Source organism: Pseudomonas fluorescens, assembly GCF_040448305.1.
Classification (GTDB): Bacteria; Pseudomonadota; Gammaproteobacteria; order Pseudomonadales; family Pseudomonadaceae; genus Aquipseudomonas; species Aquipseudomonas fluorescens_BH.
Genome location: NZ_CP148752.1, coordinates 4,649,383 through 4,675,109, shown reverse-complemented (window position 1 = coordinate 4,675,109; position 25,727 = coordinate 4,649,383). Strand labels below are relative to the sequence as shown.

Annotated in this window: 11 protein-coding genes; 6 read left to right on the top strand and 5 right to left on the bottom strand. The window is 59.8% G+C overall.

All coding sequences use genetic code 11. The annotated features are described in order from the left end of the window. Window positions 1-218 precede the first annotated feature (218 nt). From lon to WHX55_RS21145, 4 genes are all read left to right on the top strand, one after another. Window positions 219-2,615 carry an endopeptidase La gene (lon, locus tag WHX55_RS21160; RefSeq protein WP_008048849.1) on the top strand — a complete coding sequence of 799 codons (2,397 nt, stop codon included), beginning with the start codon at window positions 219-221 and terminating at the stop codon, window positions 2,613-2,615. 149 nt (window positions 2,616-2,764) lie between these two features. After that, entirely contained in the window at window positions 2,765-3,037 is a 273-nt protein-coding gene (locus WHX55_RS21155; RefSeq protein ID WP_002552737.1) for an HU family DNA-binding protein, read from the top strand. 233 nt (window positions 3,038-3,270) lie between these two features. After that, window positions 3,271-5,142: a SurA N-terminal domain-containing protein gene (locus tag WHX55_RS21150; protein ID WP_353741235.1), complete on the top strand. Its 1,872-nt coding sequence runs from the start codon at window positions 3,271-3,273 to the stop codon at window positions 5,140-5,142. Between the two features lie 210 nt (window positions 5,143-5,352). Then, window positions 5,353-6,210, top strand: a complete 858-nt coding sequence (locus WHX55_RS21145) for a DUF2242 domain-containing protein (RefSeq protein ID WP_150758964.1) — start codon at window positions 5,353-5,355, stop codon at window positions 6,208-6,210. Between the two features lie 344 nt (window positions 6,211-6,554). On the opposite strand, the gene WHX55_RS21140 is transcribed toward WHX55_RS21145, so the two are convergent. The 5 genes from WHX55_RS21140 to WHX55_RS21120 form a co-directional block, all read right to left on the bottom strand. Then, window positions 6,555-7,595: an AraC family transcriptional regulator gene (locus WHX55_RS21140; RefSeq protein ID WP_151214471.1), complete on the bottom strand. Its 1,041-nt coding sequence runs from the start codon at window positions 7,593-7,595 to the stop codon at window positions 6,555-6,557. A gap of 3 nt (window positions 7,596-7,598) precedes the next feature. Beyond that, complete coding sequence (locus tag WHX55_RS21135; RefSeq protein WP_150758962.1) at window positions 7,599-8,729, bottom strand: carbon-nitrogen hydrolase family protein; 1,131 nt, start codon at window positions 8,727-8,729, stop codon at window positions 7,599-7,601. Between the two features lie 248 nt (window positions 8,730-8,977). After that, a complete protein-coding gene (locus WHX55_RS21130) occupies window positions 8,978-10,306 on the bottom strand; it encodes a TolC family outer membrane protein (RefSeq protein WP_150753032.1) in 1,329 nt (442 codons plus the stop codon). Window position 10,307: 1 nt separating this feature from the next. After that, the gene (locus tag WHX55_RS21125) at window positions 10,308-11,648 is read right to left on the bottom strand and encodes an HlyD family type I secretion periplasmic adaptor subunit (protein ID WP_353741234.1); all 1,341 of its coding nucleotides are present in this window, start codon (window positions 11,646-11,648) and stop codon (window positions 10,308-10,310) included. Between the two features lie 6 nt (window positions 11,649-11,654). After that, entirely contained in the window at window positions 11,655-13,391 is a 1,737-nt protein-coding gene (locus WHX55_RS21120; protein WP_150758961.1) for a type I secretion system permease/ATPase, read from the bottom strand. Window positions 13,392-14,062: 671 nt separating this feature from the next. Here WHX55_RS21120 and WHX55_RS21115 point away from each other — a divergent pair. Both WHX55_RS21115 and WHX55_RS21110 read left to right on the top strand, forming a co-directional pair. Continuing rightward, window positions 14,063-24,745: a peroxidase family protein gene (locus WHX55_RS21115; protein WP_353741233.1), complete on the top strand. Its 10,683-nt coding sequence runs from the start codon at window positions 14,063-14,065 to the stop codon at window positions 24,743-24,745. Between the two features lie 50 nt (window positions 24,746-24,795). Next, entirely contained in the window at window positions 24,796-25,512 is a 717-nt protein-coding gene (locus WHX55_RS21110) for a hypothetical protein (protein ID WP_353741232.1), read from the top strand. The last annotated feature ends 215 nt before the right edge of the window (window positions 25,513-25,727 follow it).

Sequence of the window (25,727 nt, the reverse complement as noted above, 5' to 3'; positions counted from 1 at the left end):
TCGGGCCCCTTTGCTATTTGGGACCTGGCCTGCAGGCGTTGATTTGCCAGCGATGGCGGTCCTTGAAGGCGTATCCGACCCATCGCAGCAGCTTTCGTAAGCTGCAATCTTTCAAGTGGACCTTTTATCCGCTTGTTTTTTTCCAAGGCAGCCCCCATCTTGGTTTCAAGCTTACTTCCATCTGTTTCCGGCCTTGCGGCCGCCGTAGAGGCGAAATCATGAAGACAACCATCGAATTGCCTCTCCTGCCATTGCGTGATGTCGTGGTTTATCCGCACATGGTTATCCCGCTGTTCGTGGGGCGCGAGAAATCCATCGAAGCCCTCGAAGCTGCGATGACGGGTGACAAGCAGATTCTTCTGCTGGCCCAGAGAAACCCGGCTGACGACGATCCCGGTGAAGAGGCCCTGTACCGCGTTGGTACGATTGCCACTGTTCTGCAGCTGCTGAAGCTGCCTGATGGAACGGTCAAGGTTCTGGTCGAAGGCGAGCAGCGGGGCGCCGTTGAGCGCTTCAGCGAAGTGGATGGCCACTGCCGTGCCGAAGTCTCCCTGATCGACGAAGTTGAAGCACCAGAGCGCGAGTCGGAAGTGTTCGTTCGCAGCCTGCTGTCCCAGTTCGAGCAATATGTGCAGTTGGGCAAGAAAGTCCCGGCTGAAGTCCTGTCGTCGCTCAACAGCATCGATGAGCCAGGCCGCCTGGTGGACACCATGGCCGCGCACATGGCGCTGAAAATCGAACAGAAGCAGGAAATCCTCGAAATCATCGATTTGTCGGCCCGGGTCGAGCACGTCCTGGCGTTGCTGGATGCCGAGATCGATCTGCTGCAAGTCGAAAAACGCATTCGCGGCCGCGTCAAAAAACAAATGGAACGCAGTCAGCGCGAGTACTACCTGAATGAGCAGATGAAGGCCATTCAGAAAGAGCTCGGCGACAGCGACGAAGGTCACAACGAAGTCGAGGAGCTGAAAAAGCGTATTGATGCCGCCGGTCTGCCGAAAGACGCGCTGGCCAAGGCGACGGCCGAGCTGAACAAGCTCAAGCAGATGTCGCCGATGTCCGCGGAAGCGACCGTGGTGCGTTCGTACATCGACTGGCTGGTTCAGGTGCCGTGGAAGGCCCAGAGCAAGGTGCGCCTGGACCTGGCGCGCGCAGAAGACATTCTGGATGCCGATCACTATGGCCTCGAAGAGGTCAAGGAACGCATCCTCGAATACCTCGCCGTGCAAAAGCGCGTGAAAAAAATTCGTGGTCCGGTGTTGTGCCTGGTCGGTCCTCCAGGGGTGGGTAAAACGTCCCTGGCGGAGTCGATTGCTCACGCCACCAACCGCAAATTCGTGCGCATGGCCCTCGGCGGTGTGCGTGATGAGGCGGAAATTCGTGGTCATCGCCGTACTTACATCGGTTCGATGCCAGGAAGATTGATTCAAAAAATGACAAAAGTGGGGGTTCGCAACCCGCTGTTCCTGCTCGATGAAATCGACAAAATGGGCAGCGACATGCGGGGCGATCCGGCATCGGCGTTGCTGGAAGTGCTCGATCCCGAGCAGAACCACAACTTCAACGATCACTATCTGGAAGTCGATTACGACCTGTCCGATGTGATGTTCCTTTGCACCTCTAACTCGATGAACATCCCGCCGGCGTTGCTGGACCGGATGGAAGTGATCCGTCTGCCGGGCTACACCGAAGACGAGAAGATCAATATCGCCGTCAAATACCTTTCGCCGAAGCAGATCACGGCCAACGGCCTGAAGAAAGGCGAGCTGGAGTTTGACGCAGAAGCGATCCGCGACATCATCCGCTATTACACCCGTGAAGCCGGTGTGCGCGGGCTGGAGCGCCAGATTGCCAAGGTCTGCCGCAAGGCCGTCAAGGAGCATGCGCTGGAAAAGCGCTTCTCGGTGAAGGTTACCGCAGACATGCTGGAACACTTCCTGGGCGTGCGCAAATTCCGCTACGGTCTGGCCGAGCAGCAGGATCAGATTGGCCAGGTGACCGGGCTGGCGTGGACCCAAGTGGGCGGCGAATTGCTGACCATCGAAGCCGCTGTCGTGCCGGGTAAAGGCCAGTTGATCAAGACCGGTTCCCTGGGTGACGTGATGGTCGAATCGATCACCGCGGCCCTGACCGTTGTCCGCAGTCGGGCGAAGAGCCTGGGGATCCCCCTGGACTTCCATGAGAAGCGTGACACGCACATCCATATGCCGGAAGGGGCGACTCCAAAGGACGGTCCTAGCGCCGGCGTGGGCATGTGCACGGCCTTGGTATCGGCATTGACCGGCATTCCGGTACGCGCGGATGTCGCCATGACCGGCGAAATCACTTTGCGTGGCCAGGTACTGGCCATTGGCGGCTTGAAAGAAAAACTGCTGGCTGCCCATCGTGGCGGAATCAAGACCGTGATCATTCCTGAAGAGAATGTGCGCGATCTCAAAGAGATTCCGGACAATATCAAGCAGGATCTACAGATTAAACCGGTTAAATGGATTGACGAGGTCCTGCAAATTGCGTTGCAATACGCGCCGGAGCCCTTGCCGGACGTGGCTCCGGAGATAGTCGCGAAGGATGAGAAACGCGACGCAGATTCTAAGGAAAGAATTAGCACGCATTAGTACGTATTTGCCTGGGGGGCTTTCTTGACAGCTTTTTAGAGCCCTTGTTATAAAGCGGCTCTTAAGTGTCTGTAGGCCATTCAGCACTCGTTTTTGCTTTCACCAAAAAAACTTAGAATCATACTCAAATAGATATAAGGGGACTTAGAGTGAACAAGTCGGAACTGATTGATGCTATCGCTGCATCCGCTGATATCCCGAAAGCTGCTGCTGGCCGTGCGCTGGACGCTGTAATCGAATCCGTCACTGGCGCTCTCAAGGCTGGCGACTCTGTTGTTCTGGTTGGTTTCGGTACTTTCTCCGTAACTGATCGTCCAGCTCGCATTGGTCGTAACCCACAGACCGGTAAGACGCTGGAAATCGCAGCAGCCAAAAAACCAGGTTTCAAAGCCGGTAAAGCACTGAAAGAAGCTGTCAACTAAGTTCGATTCAGGTTTTTACCCATCCGGGTCGGGGTCATGCCTGACTTGGCAGCGGAGCGGCAGTCCTGACTGCAGGTCGCCGGTTCAAGACACCGAGGGTCGCCAGTTCGAGCCCTCGATCCGCTCCGCCAGTTACGAGAAGGCGCATCCTCGGATGCGCCTTTCTTCTATTCGGATTCTACCCACGCTCCACGGTTGCCTAATTTTGAAGTTCAACCGTTTCTGGGGGACGCATGCTGCAGAATATCAGGGACAATTCACAAGGCTGGATTGCCAAGACTATTATCGGGGTCATCGTTGCACTGATGGCTTTGACCGGTTTCGACGCCATTTTTCAGGCCACGACGACCAAGAATGAAGCGGCGAAGGTCAATGGCGAAGAAATCAGCCAGAACGAGCTGAGCCAGGCGGTCGATATGCAACGCCGTCAGCTCATGCAACAGCTCGGCAAGGATTTCGACGCTTCCTTGCTCGATGAAAAAATGCTGCGCGAGTCGGCTCTCAAGGGTCTGATCGATCGCAAACTGCTGCTGCAAGGCGCAGAAAGTTCGAAATTCGCTTTTTCCGAAGCGGCTCTGGATCAGGTCATCCTGCAAACTCCTGAGTTTCAGGTGGATGGCAAGTTCAGCTCCGAGCGTTTCGACCAGGTGATTCGCCAACTCGGCTATAGCCGCATGCAATTCCGCCAGATGCTGGCTCAGGAAATGCTGATTGGTCAGCTGCGTGCCGGTCTGGCCGGTAGCGGTTTCGTGACCGATGCACAGGTGCTGGCATTTGCCCGTCTGGAAAAACAGACCCGCGATTTCGCCTCCCTGAACATCAAGGCCGACCCGGCAGCGGTGAAGCTGACCGACGATGAGGTCAAGGCCTACTACGACGAGCACGCCAAGGAATTCATGACGCCGGATCAGGTGGTCATCGATTACCTCGAACTGAAGAAGGCTTCCTTCTTCGATCAGGTCAGCGTCAATGACGAAGACCTGCAGGCGGCCTATCAGAAAGAAATCGCGAACCTGTCCGAGCAACGCCAGGCGGCGCACATTCTGATTGAAGTGAACGACAAGACCTCCGAGGCGCAAGCCAAGGCGAAGATCGAAGAGATCCAGGCCCGTCTGGCCAAGGGCGAGAAATTCGAGGCTCTGGCCAAGGAATTCTCCCAGGATCCGGGTTCGGCGAACAACGGCGGTGACCTGGGTTATGCCGGTCCTGGCGTCTACGACCCGGCGTTCGAGAAAGCCCTGTATTCGTTGGCCAAGGACCAGGTTTCCGCGCCGGTTCGCACCGATTTCGGTTTCCACCTGATTAAGCTGTTGGGCGTGGAAGCGCCTGAAGTACCGACATTCGCCAGCCTGAAAGACAAGCTGACCCGCGAATTGAAGGCCCAGCAGGTCGAACAGCGTTTTGTCGAGGCGACCAAGCAACTGGAAGACGCCTCGTTCGAAGCCTCCGATCTGGCTCAGCCAGCGCAGGACCTGAAGCTGACCGTCCACACGTCCAAGCCGTTCGGCCGTGAAGGCGGTGAGGGTATTGCGGCCAACCGTGCCGTGATCACTGCCGCGTTCAGCCCGGAAGTCCTGGATGAGGGCGCGAACAGCACCGCCATCGAGCTCGATCCGGAAACCGTGGTCGTGTTGCGTGCCAAGGAGCACTTGAAGCCTTCGCAATTGCCGCTGGAAAGCGTCTCTGCCGCGATCCGTGTGCAATTGGCCAAGGAGCACGCCAGCGCCGATGCCAAGACCAAGGCTGAAGCCCTGATTGCCAGCCTGCGCGATGGCAAGACCCCGCTGGATCAGGCGGTCGACGGCCAGGCCTGGAAAGTCACCGAGGCGGCGACTCGCGCTCAGGAAGGGGTCGACCCAGCGGTGCTGCAAGCGCTGTTCCGCATGGCGAAGCCAGCGGCCAAGGACAAGCCGACCTTCACCAGCGTGACGCTGGCTGATGGCAGCCTGATGATCGTGAGCCTCAATGGCGTGAACGAAGCCGCGGCGCCGACCGAAGAAGAGAAAGCGCAGTATCGTCGCTACCTCGCTTCGCGCATCGGCCAGCAAGACTTCGCGGCCTACCGCAAGCAGCTGGAAAGCCAGGCGGAGATCAAGCGTTACTGATGCCTGACCAGGTTTAGCGCTGCACAGAAGACCCCGGCCGGAAGGCCGGGGTCTTTTTTTTTTTTGTTTTGCCGTACGTCATTTGCCGCGGTGACGTTTGCACAAAACCGGGGTCAATCAGCCTGTAACCGTTTTAAGACATGATCGATGCTCCGCTAAGCATCGATCTGTTGCACAATATGCCCCGAACCGTTTTCCTCAGGATGTTCAATGTTTAAATCACTTCCCATGCGGGTTGTCGGGTTGGCAGCCGTGCTTGCCGCTGCGGCCGGTTGTTCATCGAACAAGACCGCCATCTATGAGCATGAGAATTTCGACGACTCCGGTACCTTTTCCCGCAACTATCCGGTCACCGATACCCAGAGTTGTGAAGCCGCCCGTCGCGCCTTGCTCAGCCAGGGATACATCATCACCAGCAACGATCCGAAGCTGGTCAGCGGTCACAAGAGCTTTCAGCAGACCGGCGAGAATCACATGGAGATCAGCTTCAGTGTGGTGTGTACCGATGACGGCAGCGAAGGGCATCACGCGACCGTATTCGCCAATGCCCTGCAGGATCGTTATGCGCTGAAGAAGACCAACAACTCCGCCAGTCTCGGTGTGGGTGTGTTGGGCTCGGTGTCGATGCCGATCGGCTCCTCCGATGACTCGATGGTCAAGGTCGCCAGCGAAACCGTATCGTCTGCCAAGTTCTACGAGCGTTTTTTCGCACTGGTCGAGCTGTTCCTGCCGCCGGAAGCGAAAAAGGCTGCGCACATCCCCGAAAAGCCGAAAACCGACCTGGGCATGCCTGAAGCCAAGGCGGCACCGGCACCGCTGGCACCTGCCCCGGCAGCAGCTCCCGCGGTAGAGCCTGTGGCACCTGCATCCGTTGAAGCGGCTCCAGCGGCCTCCGAGCCGCTTGCCCCGCCTCCTGAAGCGGCGCCGATTACCCCGGTTCAGAACACAGAACCGGCACCTTCGGCAGAAACCATTACGCCACCGACGAACCTGACGAACCCGACGAACCCGACGGACATGCCGCCACCGAGCGAGCCGATTCCGGCGATTCCTGTCTCTGGCCAGTGATCGATCGCGTTACGGGATCGGCCAACGAGTAACGATCCCGTAGCAGGCGCAAAGATTGACCCGCATCAAGCAAGTCCGCTGTTCTGTGCCCTCCCGCGAAAAAACCAATGATAAATTCCTGACCAGCTGCTACGTTTTATTCAGTAGCGACAGAGTGTCGTGTCCGCGTCATTTTTCCTTCACGCGGGCACTTTATGCTCAAGGGATTGGTCATTTATTCAGACGTTTTTCAATAAGGGTTGGGGGATTCAAAAATGGACGATTATCAAGAAGAGCTGCTCGAGTACCAGGCATTCGAACTGGACCCACTGGAGCCGGCGGAAGACGCTACCGAGTTGTAGGCATCAGGCGGATTGGCGATGACTGCGGCGAAATTCGCCGGGTGTCTGCCCGTTCCAGCGTTTGAAAGCGCGTTGAAACGCTTCGGCTGAGGCAAAGCCCAGCAGGTAGGCGATCTCTCCGAACGCCAATTCGGTGTCGCGTATGTAAGTCATGGCCAGGTCGCGGCGGGTGTCGTTGATAATCGCACGAAATTGTGTGCCTTCATCGGCGAGCTTGCGGCGCAAGGTCCAGGTGGGCAGCTTCAGGCGTGCCGCCACCTCTTGCAGGTCGGGCTCCCGGCCACCATTGAGCAAGGGTCCCAGCAGCGCGATGATGCGTTCACGCAGGCTGCGGGTGCGTGTCAGTTGTTCCAGTTCCCGCTCACACAGTTGCAGCAAATGCCGCCAGGTACTCGGGCAATGCTCGGGGTTGCGCTGGGCGAGACTTGCCAGGCTCAAGCGCAGTTGATTGCGCTCTGCGCCAAACTGAATCGGACAGTCACCCAACACGTCATAGGCCGCGCGGTAACCGGGCTCCTCGAATTCGATCTCGATGCGTTCGGCGCGCAGCGGGGCAGGGCTGACACTGGATAATTGCTGCAACCAGCCGGCGATGATCGAATCCACCACAAAGCGGTTATAGGCGTTATAGGGGCTGATCGAATAGAAGCGCAGCCAGGCGCCCTGGGCGTCTTCGTGAAAGCTTGATTGACCCCGATAATTGGAGCCATACAAGGCTTCGAATCGAATCAGGCAGCGCGCGGCTTCTCGTACCGTCGGTGCCTGCGCCGCGGTGATGCCAGCGAGGCCTGCCTGGCTCAGGCGACTGAGCTGACCCATGCGCAAGCCAAGGGCCGGGTTGCCGGTCAGTTGAATGGCGCCGTGGCCCAGGCGCATGTAGCGTGGTATCGACAGCCGGGCACCGGCTTCGCTCAGGCGCGCGGCATCAAGGCCGTATTGATCGAGCAGTGGCTGTGGATCGACGCCATGACTGCGCACGGCATCGGCCAAGCTATGAACAAAGCCCACTGACAGATCGCCAAGGCGCATCGGCTGCGGTTTCATGGCTTACAACCAGAGGTTCAGCAAACGCGCACCCTGGGCGTTGCCGTCGGCAAAGTGCTGGCCGTTGCTGCTGAGGAAGCTATGCCCGGCGCTGGCCTGATCCCAGAACTGACCCCGCAGGAACACACTCATGCCAGCGACGGCTTGACTGGCCGGCATCCGGGTCGTGAGGGTCAGGCGCTGCCAGGCCTGGCCTTCACTGACTTCTCCAGGCTTCAAGTTGACCGATGCCGGCGCCGACGAACTCCTGTAGCCGCGCCACGGTTGATCCCAGGTGCCACGGCCGGCAACAAAGGCCGGTACCGCAACCAGTTGTACGCTTTGGTCGTTGAGCTTGAGGTAGTTTTCCGGGTACCAGCTGTCGTGGCCAATCAATACGCCCAACCTTCCTGCGGGGGTATCAACGACGTTGAGCGAGTGCTCGCCGTTCGCCTTGATCCCGTTCTGTTCAGCGAAGAACGGGTGTATCTGACGCTGGGGCTGGCCGATCGGCAAACCCTCGCTGTTGAACACCACGCTGCTGTTGTACAGCGCGCCGCGGCCGATTTTCAAAGTGCCGTCGATGATGCTTGGTTCGGGCAGCACGATAGAGCCCGCCACCAGCGTCACGTGGAATTCTTTGGCCAGCCCTCCGAACAATGCCTGGTAGTCCCTGGCCATCGCCTTGGCTTTCATGCGCAGGTGGGCATCGTCCAGGCGGTTGCCGCCCTCGGCGTTGATCAACGCCTTGGCGAACTTCAGGGGATTGCTCACCGCCAGCCAGTTCATGGCCTCCTTGAGGGTGCTGGCCTGATACAGCTCATCCTTCTCGCCGCTGACCATCAGCCAGGTACCGACGTGCTCCGGCAATACGACGACGGTCTTGCTGTTCAACAAGCCCTGGTCTCGGGCTGCCTGCAGATAGGCCGCGAGCTTGCGGTGCAAGCGCTCGGGGCTTTGATAGTCGGTAGGAAACAGTTCGGGCTGGATGCCCAACAGATTGCCGCGGTCCGCAGGCGTACCCTGGTCGACAGCCAGGTTGATCCGCAGGTCCGAAAGGTAATGACCCACCGGCCGGTCAGCGGCCCACATCGCGTAGGTCGTGAGGGCGGCGAGCAACGCCATGGAAAATGTCAGGTACAAAAGTTTGCGCATGGGGAAACAGTTTACAGCCTGGAGCCGGGCGTGGCTTTTCATTAGGAACTGGATCGAGCATAAAGGGAATCAAGGGCTTAGTGGGCAAATTTCAGCGGTGACGGTTTTTTTCGCTGGTGGTTGCCGTTCTGCGCCGAGATGCAGCAATGAATGACCGGGTTAAACGAGAGATGAATTGACGGGGTGGGGATCATGGAAGGGGAGCACCGGTCAGCCGTCATTTGGCTAGACCGGCTGGCAGGTGAACGTTATTTGGTGACCAGCAGTTCCGGGCCGAGGTAGTCGTTGATCTGGTCGATATCATCGTCGCCCAGGCTGCCCACCGAGGAGGCCAGGCGCAGGCGCGACATCAAATAGCGCAACTTGGCATCGAACAGGTCGTGGCGCGCAACGAAGAGCAGCTCTTCGGCATTGAGGACGTCCGAGTTGGTGCTGGTGCCACCTTCCTTGAAGCCTTTGCGTGACGATGCCAGTGAGCGTTCGTTGGACGCTACGGCCTTCTCCAGCGCGCGAATGCGTTTGGCGCCGCTCAGTATGCCTTGAAACTCTCGGGTGGTTCCGGTGATGACTTCCTGTCGCGCGGCGTCGAGTTCGTCCGTGGCCTTGTCGCTATTGGAACTGGCCTGGCGTGTCAGCGCGCTGACGCCGCCACCACTGAACAGCGGGACATTGACTTCCAGTCCGATCGAACTGTAGCGGTTGCGTTGATTCAGCTCGGAGAGTGATTGGCTCTCACCCGCGGTGTAGCCCGCAACGAAATCCAGGGTTGGCCAGTGGCCGGCCCTGGCGCGCTTCACTTCTTCTTCGGCGAGGTCGCGGCTATAGCGGCGCGCATGGAGCAGCGGGCTATCGGTCTGGGCTTTGACCAGCCAGTCCTGCAAGTTGCTCGGCAGCAGCGGTGGTGTATCGAAGCTCGGACGCAAGGTGGTCAGCGACTCGGGGGTTTCACCGATGTATTCCTCGAGCTTGCGGCGCGCGTTGACCAGGTTGTCTTGCGCTTCGATCAGCTCGGCTTCGGCGAGGTCGCGGCGAGCGGCCGACTCGTCGATGTCGGTGACGGTGCCGGCCCCCAATTCCATGCGCCGTTTCGCCGAGGCGAGTTGTTCTTCGAAGGCGTTCAGCTTGGACTTGGCCAGGGTGATGGTTTCGCTGGCCAGGAGCACATCGAAATAGCTTTCGGCCAGGCGCACCGCGGCGTCCTGGCTCTTGGCATCGAATACCGCGTTGCTGTAGTCGGCACGCTGCTGACCCTGGCGGTACTCGGCCATTTTCTGTTTGTTGAACAGTGGTTGGCGCAGGCGCACGTTTGCGCCCTTGGAGTCGTAGTCGAGATCCCTTTCGATACCGCTCTGGCGTTGTGTGCCATTGACCTTGTTGTCGTAGGCCGAGGCGTTGATCTGCGGTAGCAGGCCGGCCGTGCCGATGGCGCGGTTTTCCCCGCCGGCCTCTTTTTCATGCACGGCGGCCTGGTAGATAGGGCCCTGGAACTGCAACAGATCCCAGGCTTGCTTGAGGTCCATGGCGTCGGCCGGCAAGGCCAACCCCATCAGGCAGAAGAGCAGGCAATGACGGTCCATTTCATTGTTCCTTGAATGAGCTGTCCACACGTTCGAGCATTGGTTTAAGAAGATAGCTCAACATATTGCGTTCGCCTGTCTTGATGGTGACGCTGGCGGGCATTCCAGGGCGAATATGATTGGTTCCAAGCAGGCTCATGCCATCGGGGGTGACCTCCACCTGGGCCAGATAGAACGGCTCCTTGCTTTCCTCGTCGAGCAGGCGGTCGGCGGAGATGGTCATCACGCGCCCGGGGATGTTTGGCGTCTGGGCATGGTTGAAGGCCGGAAAGGAAATGTCCACAGGCAGGCCGGGGAACATCTTGTCGATGGCCTGCACGGGAATCATCGCGTCGACCTGCAACGGTTCGTTGACCGGAACGATTTCCATGATCTTGAAGCCGGGCTGAATGATCCCGCCGACGGTGGCGATGCTCAGGGCCTGGACCATGCCGTCGATCGGCGAGCGGATCACCGTGTGGGTCACTTCATAGTCCAGCGCGCGTAAGCGGTCGGCCAGGGTGGTGTTTTCCTTGGCGGTGTCGGTCAACTGCGATTCGACTTCCTTCAGGTAATCGTGCTGGCGCTGCAGGATGCGCAGCTTGATTTCGGTGGTCTGGCTGCGCACGCGAGCGATGTTGTTGAGGTTCTCGGCCTGGCCGGCGGAGAGGTCGGCATTGCTGCGTTCCAGCTCAAGCAGGCGGTTGCGCGGCACATAGCCTTCGGCTGCCAGCACACGGGTGCCTTGCAGTTCCTGGTTGAGGAAGCTGATCTGCGAAGCACGGGCACCATAGACCTGCTGCAGGCCCTTGAGCTGCACGGCCGACGCCGCCAGGTTCTCCTGCAGGATGCTGATTTCGCCAGCGAGACCGGCGCGCCGGGTGTCGAGCAGGCGCTGTTGCAGGTCCATGGCGGCTTCCAGGCGGTAGTCATCCTTGAAGCGCTTGAGCAGTTCAGGGTCGAATTTCACCACGTCGCGGTTGTCACGTTCCGCTTCCAGTCGGTTCTCCACCGTCTTGCTGACGATGTACTGAGCGCTGACCGCACCCTGTTCGGCAAGGGCACGCAACGAGTCGAGACGGACCACCTCCTGGCCTTTTGTCACCAGATCGCCTTCGCGAACGAGAATGGCGTCCACGGTACCGCCGCTCAGATGCTGCACGGCTTTGCGATTGCTGGTGACCTTGACCGTACCTGTCGCTACCACGCCGGCATCCAGCGGCGCCAACCAGGACCACAGGAGAAAGCCGCCGAAGCCGGCGATCACCAGCCAAATGCCTAACCGCGCGGGTTTACGGACATCCAGATCGATCAGGCTCTTGGGATCGGAGGGAATTATTTCGGTATGTTGGCTCATTTGCATGATCGGTCACTCCCGTGCTTTGACGGAGGCCAGCGGAGTTGACGCGCCTGCAGGGATCACACTGGCCTTGCGCAGCGCTGCGAATACTTCATCGCGCGTGCCGAGCATCTGCACGCCGCCGTCGCGCATCATCAGCACCTTATCGACGGCACAGAGAACGTTGGGACGGTGAGAAATCAGAATGACGGTGGCGCCGCGGTCCTTGAGTTCGGCCAGCGCATCCACCAGGGCTTTTTCGCCGACGTCGTCGAGGTTGGCGTTCGGCTCATCCAGTACGATCAGATTGGGGTCGCCATACAGCGCGCGGGCCAAGGCGATGCGTTGCTTCTGACCACCGGAAAGCGGGCTGCCATCGGTGCCCAGGCGGGTGTCATAACCCTGCGGAAAACGCAGGATCATCTCGTGCACTCCAGAGCTCTTGGCGGCGCGGATGACCGCTTCGCTGTCTACCTCGCCAAAGCGCGCAATGTTGTCGGCGATGGTGCCCTCGAACAGCTCCACATCCTGTGGCAGGTAGCCGAGCCAGGGGCCAAGTTCGCCCTTGTTCCAGGTGAACATGTCCGCACCGTCCAGGCGCACCTTGCCTGCCTGCGCCGGCCAGACGCCGACCAGCAGGCGCGCGAGGGTGGATTTTCCCGAGGCGGACGGGCCGATAATGCCAAGGCTTTCGCCGGGGATAAGGCTGAAGCTCACCCCGCGCAGAATCGTGTTGTTGGTACCGGGGGCACCGGCATATACATTCTCCACGGCCAGCATGCCCAATGGCCGCTGCAGCGACATGCTCGGTGGCCTGCGCGGAAAGTCTTGCAGCATCTCGTTGAGCCGGCCCCAGGCCGAACGGCAGCCGAGCAGTTGCTTCCACGACGCGATGACCTGCTCCACCGGGCCCAGAGCACGGCCGGTGAGGATCGAGCAGGCAATCATCATCCCCGGTGTGATCTTGCCTTCGATCGCCAGCAGTGCGCCGGCGCCGAGGATCAGAGACTGCAAAGTGATCCGCACGAAGCGCCCGGTGCTACTGATAATGGCGGCGCGGTCGGAGGCCAGGGTCTGCATTTCCAGAATACGCAAATGGCTTTGGTACCAGCGCTTGCTGATCGAGGGCAGCATGCCCATGGCCTCGATGACCTCGGCATTGCGCAAGTTGTTGTTGGCGTATTGGGCTGAGGAGAGGGCGGCCTGGTTGGCTTCGGCCAACGGCTTCTGCGTCGCCTTCTCGGTGAGCCAGGCCAGGACCACCAGAATCAGCGAGCCGATCAGCGTGATCAGTCCGAGTATTGGGTGAATCAGATAGGCGACCAGAAGGTAGATCGGCGTCCACGGTGCATCGAAGAAAGCGAACAGGGAGTTGCCGGTGACGAACTGACGAACCTGGGCGAGGTCCTGCAGGGCCTGGGCCGGGTTACCTCCGGCGCGGCTCAGGTTGCGCTCGAATGCAGCGGTGAAAATGCGTCGGTTGAGGTCCATGTCGAGGCAGTTGCCGACCCGGATCAGTACGCGGGTGCGGACCATTTCCAGCGTGGACATCAGCAGGAACAGACCCACCACCAGGACCGTCAACATCGCCAGCGTCGTGACGTTGCGACTGACCAGGGCTCGATCATAGACCTGCAGCATATAAATAGCTGGCGTCAACATCATGACGTTTATGACGCCGCTGAACCCTGCCAGCAAGTAAAAGCTGCGGCGTAGACGAAAGAGCGCGTCGGCCAGCTCGGAACGGATGCTCGACTGCCTGGACATGTTGGTCCTCCCACTTCGAAAAGCCGGTTGCCCTTTTTGCGCAACAGCTAACGATAAATGTAGTTCCTTAAACAGCTTATGGACACGCAGGCTGGTCGCTCTATGGATGGCGAGTCTTCCGAAATCGCTGCGTTACTCCCTTATGCAGCAGCGTAGGTGGCGACGATACAGTCCGAAATAACATTTCGCTCTATACCTGCACTCAACTTTCTATATGTCTTTTAAAAACAGCTAGTTGTGATGGCCAACACCAGTCGTCTGTTTTAGCGACGTAATATTGACAAAGATTTGCTATGGAACTTTAGTCTTAGTTATCGGGGGGCCCGCCCGCCTGAAGCCTGCCATCGTTTTGGCAACGCAAGGCGCGGTGATTTTCCCGGGAGGAGCAAAATCATGTCGATCATTTCGTTCTTTTGCAGAGGGAAGGGGCTGTCCAGGACGTTCGCCTTCACTTCCAGATTCCATGGCCCGCCCAAGGCCCGAATCCGCTCTGCCTGATCGCCCGGCGAGCAATTCATTTCGCGAATTCCAGGCGCGTATCCCGGGTCCCGGGTAACGCCAGCTCTCGCAAAAAAACATAACCAACAAACTGCGCAAGCCAGCACTTGAATTGGCGCGGGAGGATTCTCTCGTCCCGCGCCTTTACCCAGACAGATCGAGGGCAATCCAAAATGGCCAATTTCACCAAGTCGGACCTGGAGTTCATCCTCAAGCAAATCTTCATCGCTGAAGCGAATGCCGACGGTACCAGCCTCATTGATTTGCTTCCCAACACTCAGGTGCCGTTCGGCCTGCGTACCGTCGATGGCAGCTTCAACAACCTGGTCACCGGCCAGACTGATTTTGGCGCGGCAGACACTGACTTTCCGCGCCTGCTTGACCCTTCCTTTCTATCGGCGGAATACGCCGGAACAGGTACGGTGATCGACCCGCAACCACGGATTATCAGTAACCTGGTCGTCGACCAGACCGCCAGCAATCCGGCGGCCTATGCCTCAGCGTTCGACCCGGGCCTGGACGGAGTGCTCAACTTCGGCGTGGTGGGTAATGACGACGTACTCAAGGATGGCGTACAGATAGTCGCCAGCCCCGGGCTGGATGGCGTGTTCGGCACGGCCGATGACAAGGATGTGTTCTTCTTTCCCAACGAGTCGCCGGATGTCGGCCTGACCGCCAGCTTCAACTCGTGGATGACTTTCTTCGGCCAGTTCTTCGACCACGGTCTCGACCTGGTCACCAAGAGCACTACCGACGTCGTGTTCATTCCGCTGCAGGCGGACGATCCGTTGTTCGTCCCGGGCAGCCCGACCAACTTCATGGTGCTGTCACGTGCAGTGCATACCGTCGGCGCGGACGGAGTATTCGGCACGGCCGATGATGGCCAGACCAATACCACCTCGCCGTTCGTCGACCAGAGCCAGACCTACAGCTCGCACCCGTCGCATCAGGTGTTCCTGCGCGAGTACGTGCTCAACGCGGCAGGCGATCCTGTTGCAACGGGGCGCTTGATTACCAACCGCGACCTCGGTGCCGACGGCCTGTTCGGCACTGCCGATGATGGCAACGGCGAAAATGGCGGCATGGCGACCTGGGCAGTGGTCAAGGCCCAGGCCCGCGACATTCTCGGCATCAACCTGACTGACGCCGATGTACACAATGTGCCATTGCTGGCAACCGATGCGTACGGCAACTTCATCCGCGGGCCGAACGGCATGCCGCAGGTGGTGATTCGCATCAGTAACGGTGCTGACGGCATCGCCGGGACGGCTGATGACGTCACGCAACTGGTCGAAGGCAACCGGGCAGCTCCCATCAGTCTGGCCAGTGCCGTGAGTACCGGGCATGGTTTCCTCGACGACATCGCCCACAATGCCGCGCCGGTAGTCGTCGGCGGGGTTCTGCAGGCGGATGCCGACATCGCTGTCGGCAATGCGCAGATAACTGACGGGGTCGGCAACAACCTGACCTATGACAACGAACTGCTCGACGCCCACTACATTGCCGGCGATGGCCGGGCGAACGAGAACATTGGCCTGACCACCGTGCACCATGTGTTCCACTCCGAGCACAACCGCCTGGTCCAGCAAACCAAGGACACCCTCATTGCCGCTGGCGACCTGGCCTTCCTCAATGAGTGGCTGGTGGACGACGTGGCCGCGATACCGACTACACCCGCCGAGATTGCGGCGTTGGTGTGGGACGGCGAACGCCTGTTCCAGGCCGCCAAGTTCGGCACCGAAATGCAATACCAACACCTGGTGTTCGAAGAGTTCGGGCGGACCATTCAGCCGCAGATCGACGAATTCCTTGCACCCAGCGGGTATGACACTTCAATCAATCCGGCAATTCTCGCCGAGTTCGCCCACGTGGTGTACCGCTTCGGTCACTCGATGTTGACCGAAACTGTCGACCGCTTCGATCCCGCGTTCAATCCGCTGCTCACTGACCCGACCAACCCGGACTCGCAACTGGGTCTGATCGCGGCCTTCCTCAACCCTCTGGCGTTCGCCAGCAGCGGGTTGACTGCGGACCAGGCGGCAGGGGCGATCATTCGCGGTTTGACCCGGCAGGTCGGCAACGAACTCGATGAGTTCGTCACCGAAGCGTTGCGCAACAACCTGCTCGGTCTGCCGCTCGATTTGCCGACCCTGAACCTGGCACGTGGTCGCGACACGGGCATCCCCACCTTGAATGAAGCGCGTCGCGAGTTCTACGCATCCACCGGCGACAGCCAACTCAAGCCGTACATCAGCTGGGCTGACCTGGCAGACAGCCTCAAGCATCCCGAGTCGCTGGTCAACTTCATCGCGGCCTATGGCACGCATAGCACGATCACGGCGGCGCTCACGCTGGCAGACAAACGCGCTGCAGCCCTGGCGCTGGTATTGGGTGGCGTGGGTTCGCCGGCTGACCGCCTGGACTTCCTCAACAGTACCGGTGCCTATGCCAACGTAACGCTGGCCGGCGCGGATGGGGTACTGGGTACTGCAGATGACCTGACCGGTGTGACGGTCACGGGCGTCGACGACATCGACTTCTGGGTTGGTGGCCTCGCCGAACAGAAGATGCCGTTCGGCGGCATGCTCGGCTCGACCTTCAACTTCGTGTTTGAAACCCAGATGGAGGCGTTGCAGAACGGCGACCGCTTCTACTACCTGGCGCGTACCGCGGGCCTGGACTTCGGCACCGAGTTGGAAAACAACTCCTTTGCCAAGCTGATCATGCTCAACACCGATGTTACCCACCTGTCGAACACTGTGTTCCTGACGCCGACGTTCACCCTCGAGGTGGATCAGACAGCGCAGTTCACCGGTCTTGGCGTGGACGGCCGCGCCGATCCGACGGGCGGCATCATGATCAACGGCGTCGAAGTCGTGTCGCTGGTGATTCGCGACAACCCCGACACCGTGGGGCCGGACACCAATTATCTGAAGTACACCGGTGAAGACCATATCGTCATGGGCGGCACCGCCGGCAATGACATCATCATTTCCGGTGAAGGCGATGACACCCTTTACGGCGACGGCGGCAACGACCTCCTCGAAGGCGGTGCCGGTAACGATGCGGTACTGGGCGGCGCGGGCGATGACATCATCAGCGACTCGTTCGGTGACAACCGCCTGGAGGGCAATGACGGCAACGATGTGATCGTGGCTGGCAGCATGCTGGTTGGTGGCAACCTGATCCTGGGTGGCGACGGCCAGGACTTCATCATCACCACTGAAGACATCTCCCTTACCTTCGGCGGCCAGGGTGACGACTTCATCCTGGGTGCCAAGACCAACCTGCCGGCTACCGGTGGCGAAGGTGATGACTGGATCGAGAAGGGCACCCAGGACGGTGCACCTGGCGATAACGCCTCGCCGTTGCTCAATGACGATGTGATCGGCAACGACATCTTTACTGGTGGTGGCGGTTTCGACGAAATGATCGGCGAGGGCGGCGATGACATCTTTGTCGGCAGCGATGCCCAGGACAAGATGGAAGGCATGTCCGGTTTCGACTGGGTGACCTACAAAAATGACAGGGCCGGCGTGACCGCCGACCTGACCATGGCCGCGCTGGCACAGCCCCACGGCAATACACCAAGCCAGAATGCCGGCATATTCAATCCGGTCGGTGCCTCGCCAGCCTCGATTCTCGACCGTTTTGCCGAGGTCGAAGGCTTGTCCGGTTCGAGTTTCAGCGATGTGCTCAAAGGCGATAATGTCAATGCGGACACCATCATCAACCACGGCGGTACCACGGGCAGTGCGCTGACCAATGTGGCATTGATCCGCGGACTGGACCAGTTCCTCGCCGATGCCGGTCTACCGGTCACCGGCTTTGCCACTGGCAACATCATCCTCGGCGGTGATGGCAGCGACCTGATCGAGGGTCGCGGTGGCGATGACCTGATCGATGGCGACAAATGGATCAATGTCAGAATTGCCGTTTATGACCCGGCTGACGTCAACCATGTCGGCCCCGAGATCGCCACTTTCGACAGCATGGTCGATATGATCCCGTTCATTCTGGACCGCACCATCAACCCTGGTCAGCTCCAGGCTGTGCGGGAAATCATGCCCGGCACCTCGACTGGCGGGGCCGCCTTCGACACTGCCATTTTCTCCGGGCTTGAGGCCGAGTATGCGGTTACTGTCGACGACCGTGGCACGGACGATGTGACGGACGATGTCTGGACGGTGGCCGATAGCGTAGTGGGTCGCGACGGCATCGATACCTTGCTGAATATCGAACGCCTGCAGTTTTCCGATAACCAGCAAGTGCTGGTGGCGGGGCTCAATGCTCAACCGGATGGCAGTCCGACTGTCGCGGATGGCAACGGCGGCGCGATCACCGTGGGCGATATACTGACTGTCAGCGTGGCCGGCGTGACCGATGACGACAACGTCGTGGCGGGTAATCCGCAGGGGTTGATCACCAACTCCTCGGTGTCCTACATCTGGCAGTTCGAGGCCGATCCAGGCACTGGCATATTCGAGGACATCATTCTGTTGCCGGCTGGCGACCTGGCGTTCCAAAGCGCCGATGGTACCGCGTTCAAGGTCTCTCCTGATCTTGCCGGGTTGTCGTTGCGGGTCAAGGCGATCTATCAGGACGGTCACGGCACCACGGAGATCCTGTTCTCCACGCCGACGGCTGCCATCGTTGCCGGTGCACCGGTTACGCCAACGGCGCAGGTACCTGTAGTCGATGCCACCGCGGGTGGCGCGGGACTGCACATGGTCCGCTCCGACCTCAACTTCATCCTTGACCAGATCAAGATTGCCGAGGCGGATGCAGCCGGTCAGGACATCCTCTCGCTGATCCCGAACATCCGCGCACCGTTGGGCCTGCGTACGGTCGATGGGTCGAACAACAACCTGTTGAACCTCAACGGCACCAACAACACCGAGTTTGGCGCCGCCGATAACCTCTTTCCGCGGGTGACCGATCCGGTCTTCAATCCGGCGGAAGGGGGAACGTCGTATGCGCAGAACAACGGCATTGTGATTGACTCGCAGCCACGCACCATCAGTAACCTGATCGTCGATCAGACGGCGAACAACCCGGCGGCCTATGCCACGGCTTTCGACCCGGGCCTGGACGGTGTGCTCAACTTCGGCGCAGTAGGCAACGACGACGTGCTCAAGGAAGGCGTACAGATTGTTGCCAGCCCCGGGCTGGATGGACAGTTCGGTACTGCCGACGACCACGATGTGTACCTGTTCGAGAACACCACTTCGGACGCGGGATTGTCCGCGCCGTTCAACGCCTGGATGACCTTCTTCGGGCAGTTCTTCGATCATGGCCTGGACCTGGTGACCAAAGGCGGTTCGGGCACCGTGTTCATCCCGCTGCAACCGGATGATCCGCTGTTTGTTCCAGGTAGCCCGACGAACTTCATGGTCCTGACCCGCGCGACCAACCAGCCAGGGGCGGATGGCGTTCTTGGCACGGCCGACGACATCCATGAGCACACCAACACCACCTCGCCGTTCGTGGACCAGAACCAGACCTATAGCTCGCACCCGTCGCACCAGGTGTTCCTGCGCGCTTATCAAATGACCGACAACGGCCCCATAGCGACCGGCAGGCTGATCACCAACCGTGACCTGGGTGTGGATGGCACGTTTGGTACCGCGGACGACATCGAACTTGGTGGCATGGCGACCTGGAAGGTGGTCAAGGCGCAAGCCCGCGACATCCTGGGTATCAACCTTACCGATGCCGATGTCGACAACGCCCCGCTGTTGGCGACTGACGCCTATGGCAACTTCATCAAGGGGCCGAACGGCTTCCCGATGGTGGTGATGACAGGGGATGACGGTATTGGTGGCACGCCTGATGACGTCCTTGTCGAAGGCAATCCGCTTGCTCCCCTTGACCTGACCAATGCTGTGCGCACCGGTCACCAGTTCCTCGTCGACATCGCCCACAATGCCGTGCCGGTAGTCGTTGGTGGGGTTCTGCAGGCGGATGCCGACACCGCTGTCGGCAATGCGCAGCCCGTTGGCCCAGGCGGCAACAACCTGACCTATGACAACGAACTGCTCGACGCTCACTACATGGCTGGCGACGGCCGGGTCAACGAGAACATCGGCCTGACCGCGGTGCATGCGATCTTCCACTCCGAGCACAACCGGCTGGTTGCGCAGACCAAGGACACCGTGCTCGATTCGGGTGACGTGGCCTTCCTCAACGAGTGGCTGCTGACTCCGGTGAGCGCGTTGCCAACCAACCAGGCTGAGTTCGATGCGCTGGTGTGGAATGGCGAGCGCCTGTTCCAGGCGGCCAAGTTCGGTACCGAGATGCAGTACCAGCACCTGGTGTTCGAGGAGTTTGCGCGGACCATCCAGCCCAACATCGACCTGTTCTTCGCACCGACCCAGGTCTATGACGTCGACCTCGATGCCTCGATCGTCGCCGAGTTCGCCCATACCGTGTACCGGTTTGGCCACTCGATGTTGACCGAGACCGTCGATCGCTACGATATCGACTTCAACGTGGTGAGCGATCCCAACAGCGCTGATCCCACTCAGCAGCTCGGCCTGATCGCGGCGTTCCTCAACCCGTTGGCGTTCGCCGCCAGTGGCGTGTCGGCAGAGGATGCGACCAGTGCAATCATACGAGGGGTGACCCGGCAAGCCGGTAACGAAATCGACGAGTTCGTCACCGAGGCGCTGCGCAACAACCTGCTCGGCCTGCCGCTCGACCTGCCGGCGATCAACATCGCCCGTGGCCGCGACGTGGGGATTCCCTCACTCAATGCGATCCGCCGCGACATCTACAGCCAGACCGGTGATACCCAACTCAAGCCGTACACCAGCTGGGTCGATCTGGTGCAGTACCTCAAACATCCGGAGTCGTTGATCAACTTCATCGCGGCCTATGGCACGCATGACACGATCACGGCGGCGACCACACTTGAAGGCAAGCGCGCGGCAGCTCTGGCGCTGGTCTTCGGTGGTGTGGGTGCACCGGCTGACCGTCTGGACTTCCTCAACAGCACTGGTGCTTTTGCCAACGTAACGCTGGCCGGTACGGATGGCGTGCTGGGCACTGCCGACGACCTGAGGGGTGTGACGGTCACTGGCGTCGATGCCATCGATCTCTGGATCGGCGGCCTGGCCGAACAGAAAACCCCGTTCGGCGGCATGCTCGGCTCGACCTTCAACTTCGTGTTCGAGAACCAGCTGGAAAAACTGCAGGACGGCGATCGCTTCTACTACCTGGAACGTACCGCTGGCCTGACGATGAATGCCGAGCTTGAAAGCAACTCGTTCGCCAAGCTGATCATGGCCAACACCTCGGCCACTCACTTGCCGGGCCTGGTGTTCTCGGACCCGGGCTTCTACCTGGAAGTGGACCCAGGCAGGCAATTCAACGAAGGCCTGCTCGCGGCCGATCCGCTCGGCCCGAACGGCGAGCAGGTGGTGTTCCGCGACAACCCGCTGACCGTGGGGGCGGACACCAACTACATCAAGTACACAGGTGACCAGCATATCGTGCTGGGCGGTACCGACAACGCAGACATCCTCATTGCCAGTGAAGGCGATGACACGGTCTGGGGTGATGGCGGCAACGATCGCATCGAAGGCGGTGACGGCAACGACCAGTTGCGCGGTGGTGCCGGCGACGACATCATCACCGACACCGGCGGCGACGATAACCTCCAGGGTGGCGACGGCAACGATGTGCTGCACGGAGGCAACGGCGTCAACCTGCTCATTGGCGGGTTCGGCAACGACTTCATCATTACCGGTGAGGACGCCTCTGAGGCCATTGGTGGCCAGGGCAATGACTTCATCCTGGGCAGCAAGGCCAACGAACAGGACATGGGTAACGAAGGCAACGACTGGATCGAGAAGGGCACCTCGGACGGTGCACCTGGCGACAACTTCGACCCGCTCGGCAACGACACTGTGATCGGCCACGATGTCTACATCGGCGCCAGCGAGAACGATAAGTTCAACGGCGAAGGCGGCGACGACATCATGGTCGGCAGTCTCGGCTTCGGTGATCGCTATATCGGCGGCTCCGGCTATGACTGGGCGACCTTCAAGGGGCTGGCCCAAGGCGTGAGCATCGATTTCAGCGACCGCTTCTTCGATGTACCACCGATGCCGGGTTCAGGTGCCTCGGCGCTGGTACGCTTCGACATCATGGAAGGCCTGTCGGGTTCATCCCACGGTGACTTCCTGCGCGGTGACAGCACAGATGCGACATCGCTGCCCACCGCGGGTGCAACCGGCAGTGTGCTGACCAACATCAGCCTGATCAACGGTCTGTCTGATTTGCTGGCAGCCGGAGCTACGTTCTTCGACGGCGGCAACATCATCCTCGGTGGCAGCGGCAGCGACCTCATCGAAGGTCGCGGCGGTGACGACATCATCGACGGTGACAAGTGGTTGAACGTACGCATCAGCGTACGGGCAAACGCTGATGGCACCGGCGCGGAAATCGCCACGTTCGACAGCATGGAGCCGTTGGTGCCGTTCATGCTGAACGGTACCTACAACCCGGGCCAGCTGGTCATCGTGCGGGAGATTCTGACCGGCACTGACAGCTTCGACACCGCGGTGTACTCCGGTAATGCGTCGGAGTACACAGTCGCTGTCGATGGCAACGCTGTCGTTGTGACCGACCTGGTGGCGGGCCGTGATGGCGTCGATCGCCTGACGGGCATCGAGCGCCTGCAGTTCGCTGACCTGGCGCAGTCGTCCGGTGTTGGCACCGTCTTGAACAGCGGTCCCGTGGGACGTCTGGCAATCCTCGATGCTGCCACCGGTGCGCGTAGCGATGCACCTGTCGCCGGCCAACTGTTGCGCGTCAGCTCTCAGTCGATACGCGACGCCAACAGCGCGAGTGCGGCCAATCCGACCGGCGCGATTTTCGGTCCGGTGTCTTACTACTGGCAGGTCGAAACCATTGCCGGTTCGGGCATCTATGATGACATCACCATTCTCGCCGCCGGCGAGGCATCGCGGGTGACGGGTGCCACCTACCAGGTGGCGGACGATGTCGCCGGCCTGAACATCCGCGTTCGGGCGGTGTATCAGGATGGCAGCAGTACGCTGGAGATCGTCGACTCGTCGGGGAACAACGCACCGACCGCTGGGCCGGGCATCCTCGGGTTTGCGTTTCTGAACCAGGTGTTGACCGCGGACCTGTCGACCATCGTCGACGTCGATGGCCTCAGCAATCCGCAGTTCACCTTCCAGTGGCAGGAGACCAATGGGGTCACCTTCGTCGACATCGCCGGAGCCACCGGCAGCACGCTCACGCTTGGCCAGGATCAGGTCGGTGATCAAGTGCGCGTGGTGGTCAGCTACGTGGATGACTTCGGAGTGGCCGAAAGCATTGCGTCCGACGCCACGGCCCCGGTGGCCGTCGGTGTAGTGTTTGTCGGTACCCCCGGTGTCGACATTTTTATCGGCACGCCAGGCGACGACGTGGCCAGCGGAGGTGATGGCAACGACATCCTGAACGGGCTGGGCGGCAACGACATCCTCAATGGTGACGCGGGCAATGACATTCTCATCGGGGGTGCGGGTGCCGATACCATGTCTGGAGGTCTCGGCGACGATATCTTTGAAGTCACCGACCTTGGGGACGTGGTGACCGAACTCGTCGGTGCCGGCAACGACACGGTCTGGACCTCGCTCGCGAGCTACACCCTGAGTGCCAACGTCGAAAATCTGTTTTTCGGCGGCAGCGGCAACTTCGCGGGCACCGGCAATGCGCTCGACAACACGCTCGTGGGCGGTGCGGGTATTGATGTCCTCATCGGTGCCGCAGGTGCCGACACGATGGCCGGCAGTGGCGGCAACGATGTCTACGAAGTCACCGACCTTGGGGACGTGGTGATAGAGCTCGCCGGTGCCGGCACCGACACGGTCTGGACCTCACTTGCGAGCTACACGCTGGGTGCCAACGTCGAGAATCTGTTTTTCGGCGGCAGCGGCAACTTTGCGGGCACAGGCAACGCGCTCGACAACATAATCGTGGGGGGGGCGGGTAACGACGTCCTCATCGGTGACGCAGGTAACGACACCATCATCGGTCGCGCAGGTGCCGACACGATGGTCGGTGGCGTCGGCAACGATACCTATGAAGTCGCCGACCTCGGGGACGTGGTGACCGAGCTCGCCGGTGCAGGCATCGACACGGTATGGACCTCGTTTGCGAGCTACACGCTGGGTGCCAACGTCGAGAATCTGTTTTTCGGCGGTAGCGGCAACTTTGCGGGCACAGGCAACGCACTCGACAACATAATCGTGGGCGGTGCGGGTATTGATGTCCTCATCGGTGGCGCAGGTAACGACACCATCATCGGGCGCGCAGGTGCCGACACGATGGTCGGTGGCGTCGACAACGATACCTATGAAGTCGACGACCTCGGGGACGTGGTGACCGAACTCGCCGGTGGCGGCAGCGACACGGTCTGGACCTCGCTCGCGAGCTACACCCTGGGTGCCGACGTCGAAAATCTGTTTTTCGGCGGCAGCGGCAACTTCGCGGGCACCGGCAACGGGCTCGACAACATAATCGTGGGAGGGGCGGGTAACGACGTTCTCACCGGCGGTGGCGGTAACGACGTGATGAGTGGCGAAGTCGGCAACGATACGTTCGTGTTTGCTGCCGCGGGTTTCGGCAACGATACGATCCTGAACTTCGGAGCCAATCCGGCCGGGCAGGACTTGCTCAATATCACGGCGCTGGGGATCAACAGCGCGACGTTCGCTGCCAACGTGACCATAACGGCTAACGGGGCGGACACGGTGGTAGGGATCGGGGCGGACACGATTCACCTTGTCGGCATCAACAGCGCGGCCGTTGATCAGACGGACTTCATTCTGGCCACTTGAGGTCCTGGTCAGTACTGTCGCAAGGAGCGTGGACAGCGGAGGGGAGGGCAATGGATGCCCTCCCTTTCTCCTTCCATTCAATTGCCCATTGGCTATCGGGGTGCCAGCAGCGTACTGGAACTCATCAAAGCAGGTTGGAACCGAACTGCGAAATCAAAGAAACAATGGAAAAAGGAAACCCGGCCTTGAACATTTCAGCCATCTGCGTCTTGAGCAGTCTATTGGTTTCGGTTGCGGCTTTTGCTAGTGGGGTTACTCCGCTCTTCGACCTGGATTTCACCAGATCAGCCACGGAAACACTGAAAAAACTGGACATCAACGACGCTTGTATTATCGCCGTCTCAAGTCCTGCTGCGTTTACCTTCTGCCGAGACGGATCGTCAACACTCTGGAAGTATCAGGCGTTGGATCTAGAGCAACAGGCGGCGATCCAGATTGGTCAAAAGCGCTCTTCGGCGGATGATCAGCGAATTACCGTTGAAGAAATCGATAGCGCTGCCTGCGAGGAGGATCACCTTGAGCTATTGGTTAATCCGACTATTACGCGTGGACTTGTCCTTGGCCTGATCACCCTGTTTCTGGTGCTAGGCATCCGACACACTTACCGGGCAATCCTGTATTGCCGTTATGACCACACCAGGTTTTCGAAGTCCGGCTGGCAGCGGTTGAGTGAATCCCGGTTACCGCACAATTCAACGGTTATGGCATTGGCCGCGTGGGGTGTAGTTGCAACTATGGCGTTTGCTTACTTTGGATTTTGGGCATGACCACAGATGACGATTAAGTAACTTGATTCACGCCCTGATTGATTCAATTGATACTGCGTTGCGGCCTGCTTGACGTGGTGGCCGGATTACCGCGGAATACGCAGTTGGAGCTGGCTCTGGATGAGAGTCGCTCGCTATTGTGCATGTTATGGGATGTATAATAACTAGCGGATCCAATATGCAGTTGTAAAAGTGCATGTAGTCAAGCAGGCCAG

Bases quoted from the DNA above. Each gene is read 5' to 3' on its own strand.
- WHX55_RS21140 (WP_151214471.1), bottom strand. From the start codon at position 7,595: ATGAAACCGCAGCCGATGCGCCTTGGCGATCTGTCAGTGGGCTTTGTT.
- WHX55_RS21110 (WP_353741232.1), top strand. From the start codon at position 24,796: ATGGATGCCCTCCCTTTCTCCTTCCATTCAATTGCCCATTGGCTATCG.
- WHX55_RS21120 (WP_150758961.1), bottom strand. From the start codon at position 13,391: ATGTCCAGGCAGTCGAGCATCCGTTCCGAGCTGGCCGACGCGCTCTTT.
- WHX55_RS21130 (WP_150753032.1), bottom strand. From the start codon at position 10,306: ATGGACCGTCATTGCCTGCTCTTCTGCCTGATGGGGTTGGCCTTGCCG.
- WHX55_RS21145 (WP_150758964.1), top strand. From the start codon at position 5,353: ATGTTTAAATCACTTCCCATGCGGGTTGTCGGGTTGGCAGCCGTGCTT.
- WHX55_RS21125 (WP_353741234.1), bottom strand. From the start codon at position 11,648: ATGCAAATGAGCCAACATACCGAAATAATTCCCTCCGATCCCAAGAGC.
- WHX55_RS21135 (WP_150758962.1), bottom strand. From the start codon at position 8,729: ATGCGCAAACTTTTGTACCTGACATTTTCCATGGCGTTGCTCGCCGCC.
- WHX55_RS21115 (WP_353741233.1), top strand. From the start codon at position 14,063: ATGGCCAATTTCACCAAGTCGGACCTGGAGTTCATCCTCAAGCAAATC.
- WHX55_RS21150 (WP_353741235.1), top strand. From the start codon at position 3,271: ATGCTGCAGAATATCAGGGACAATTCACAAGGCTGGATTGCCAAGACT.
- lon (WP_008048849.1), top strand. From the start codon at position 219: ATGAAGACAACCATCGAATTGCCTCTCCTGCCATTGCGTGATGTCGTG.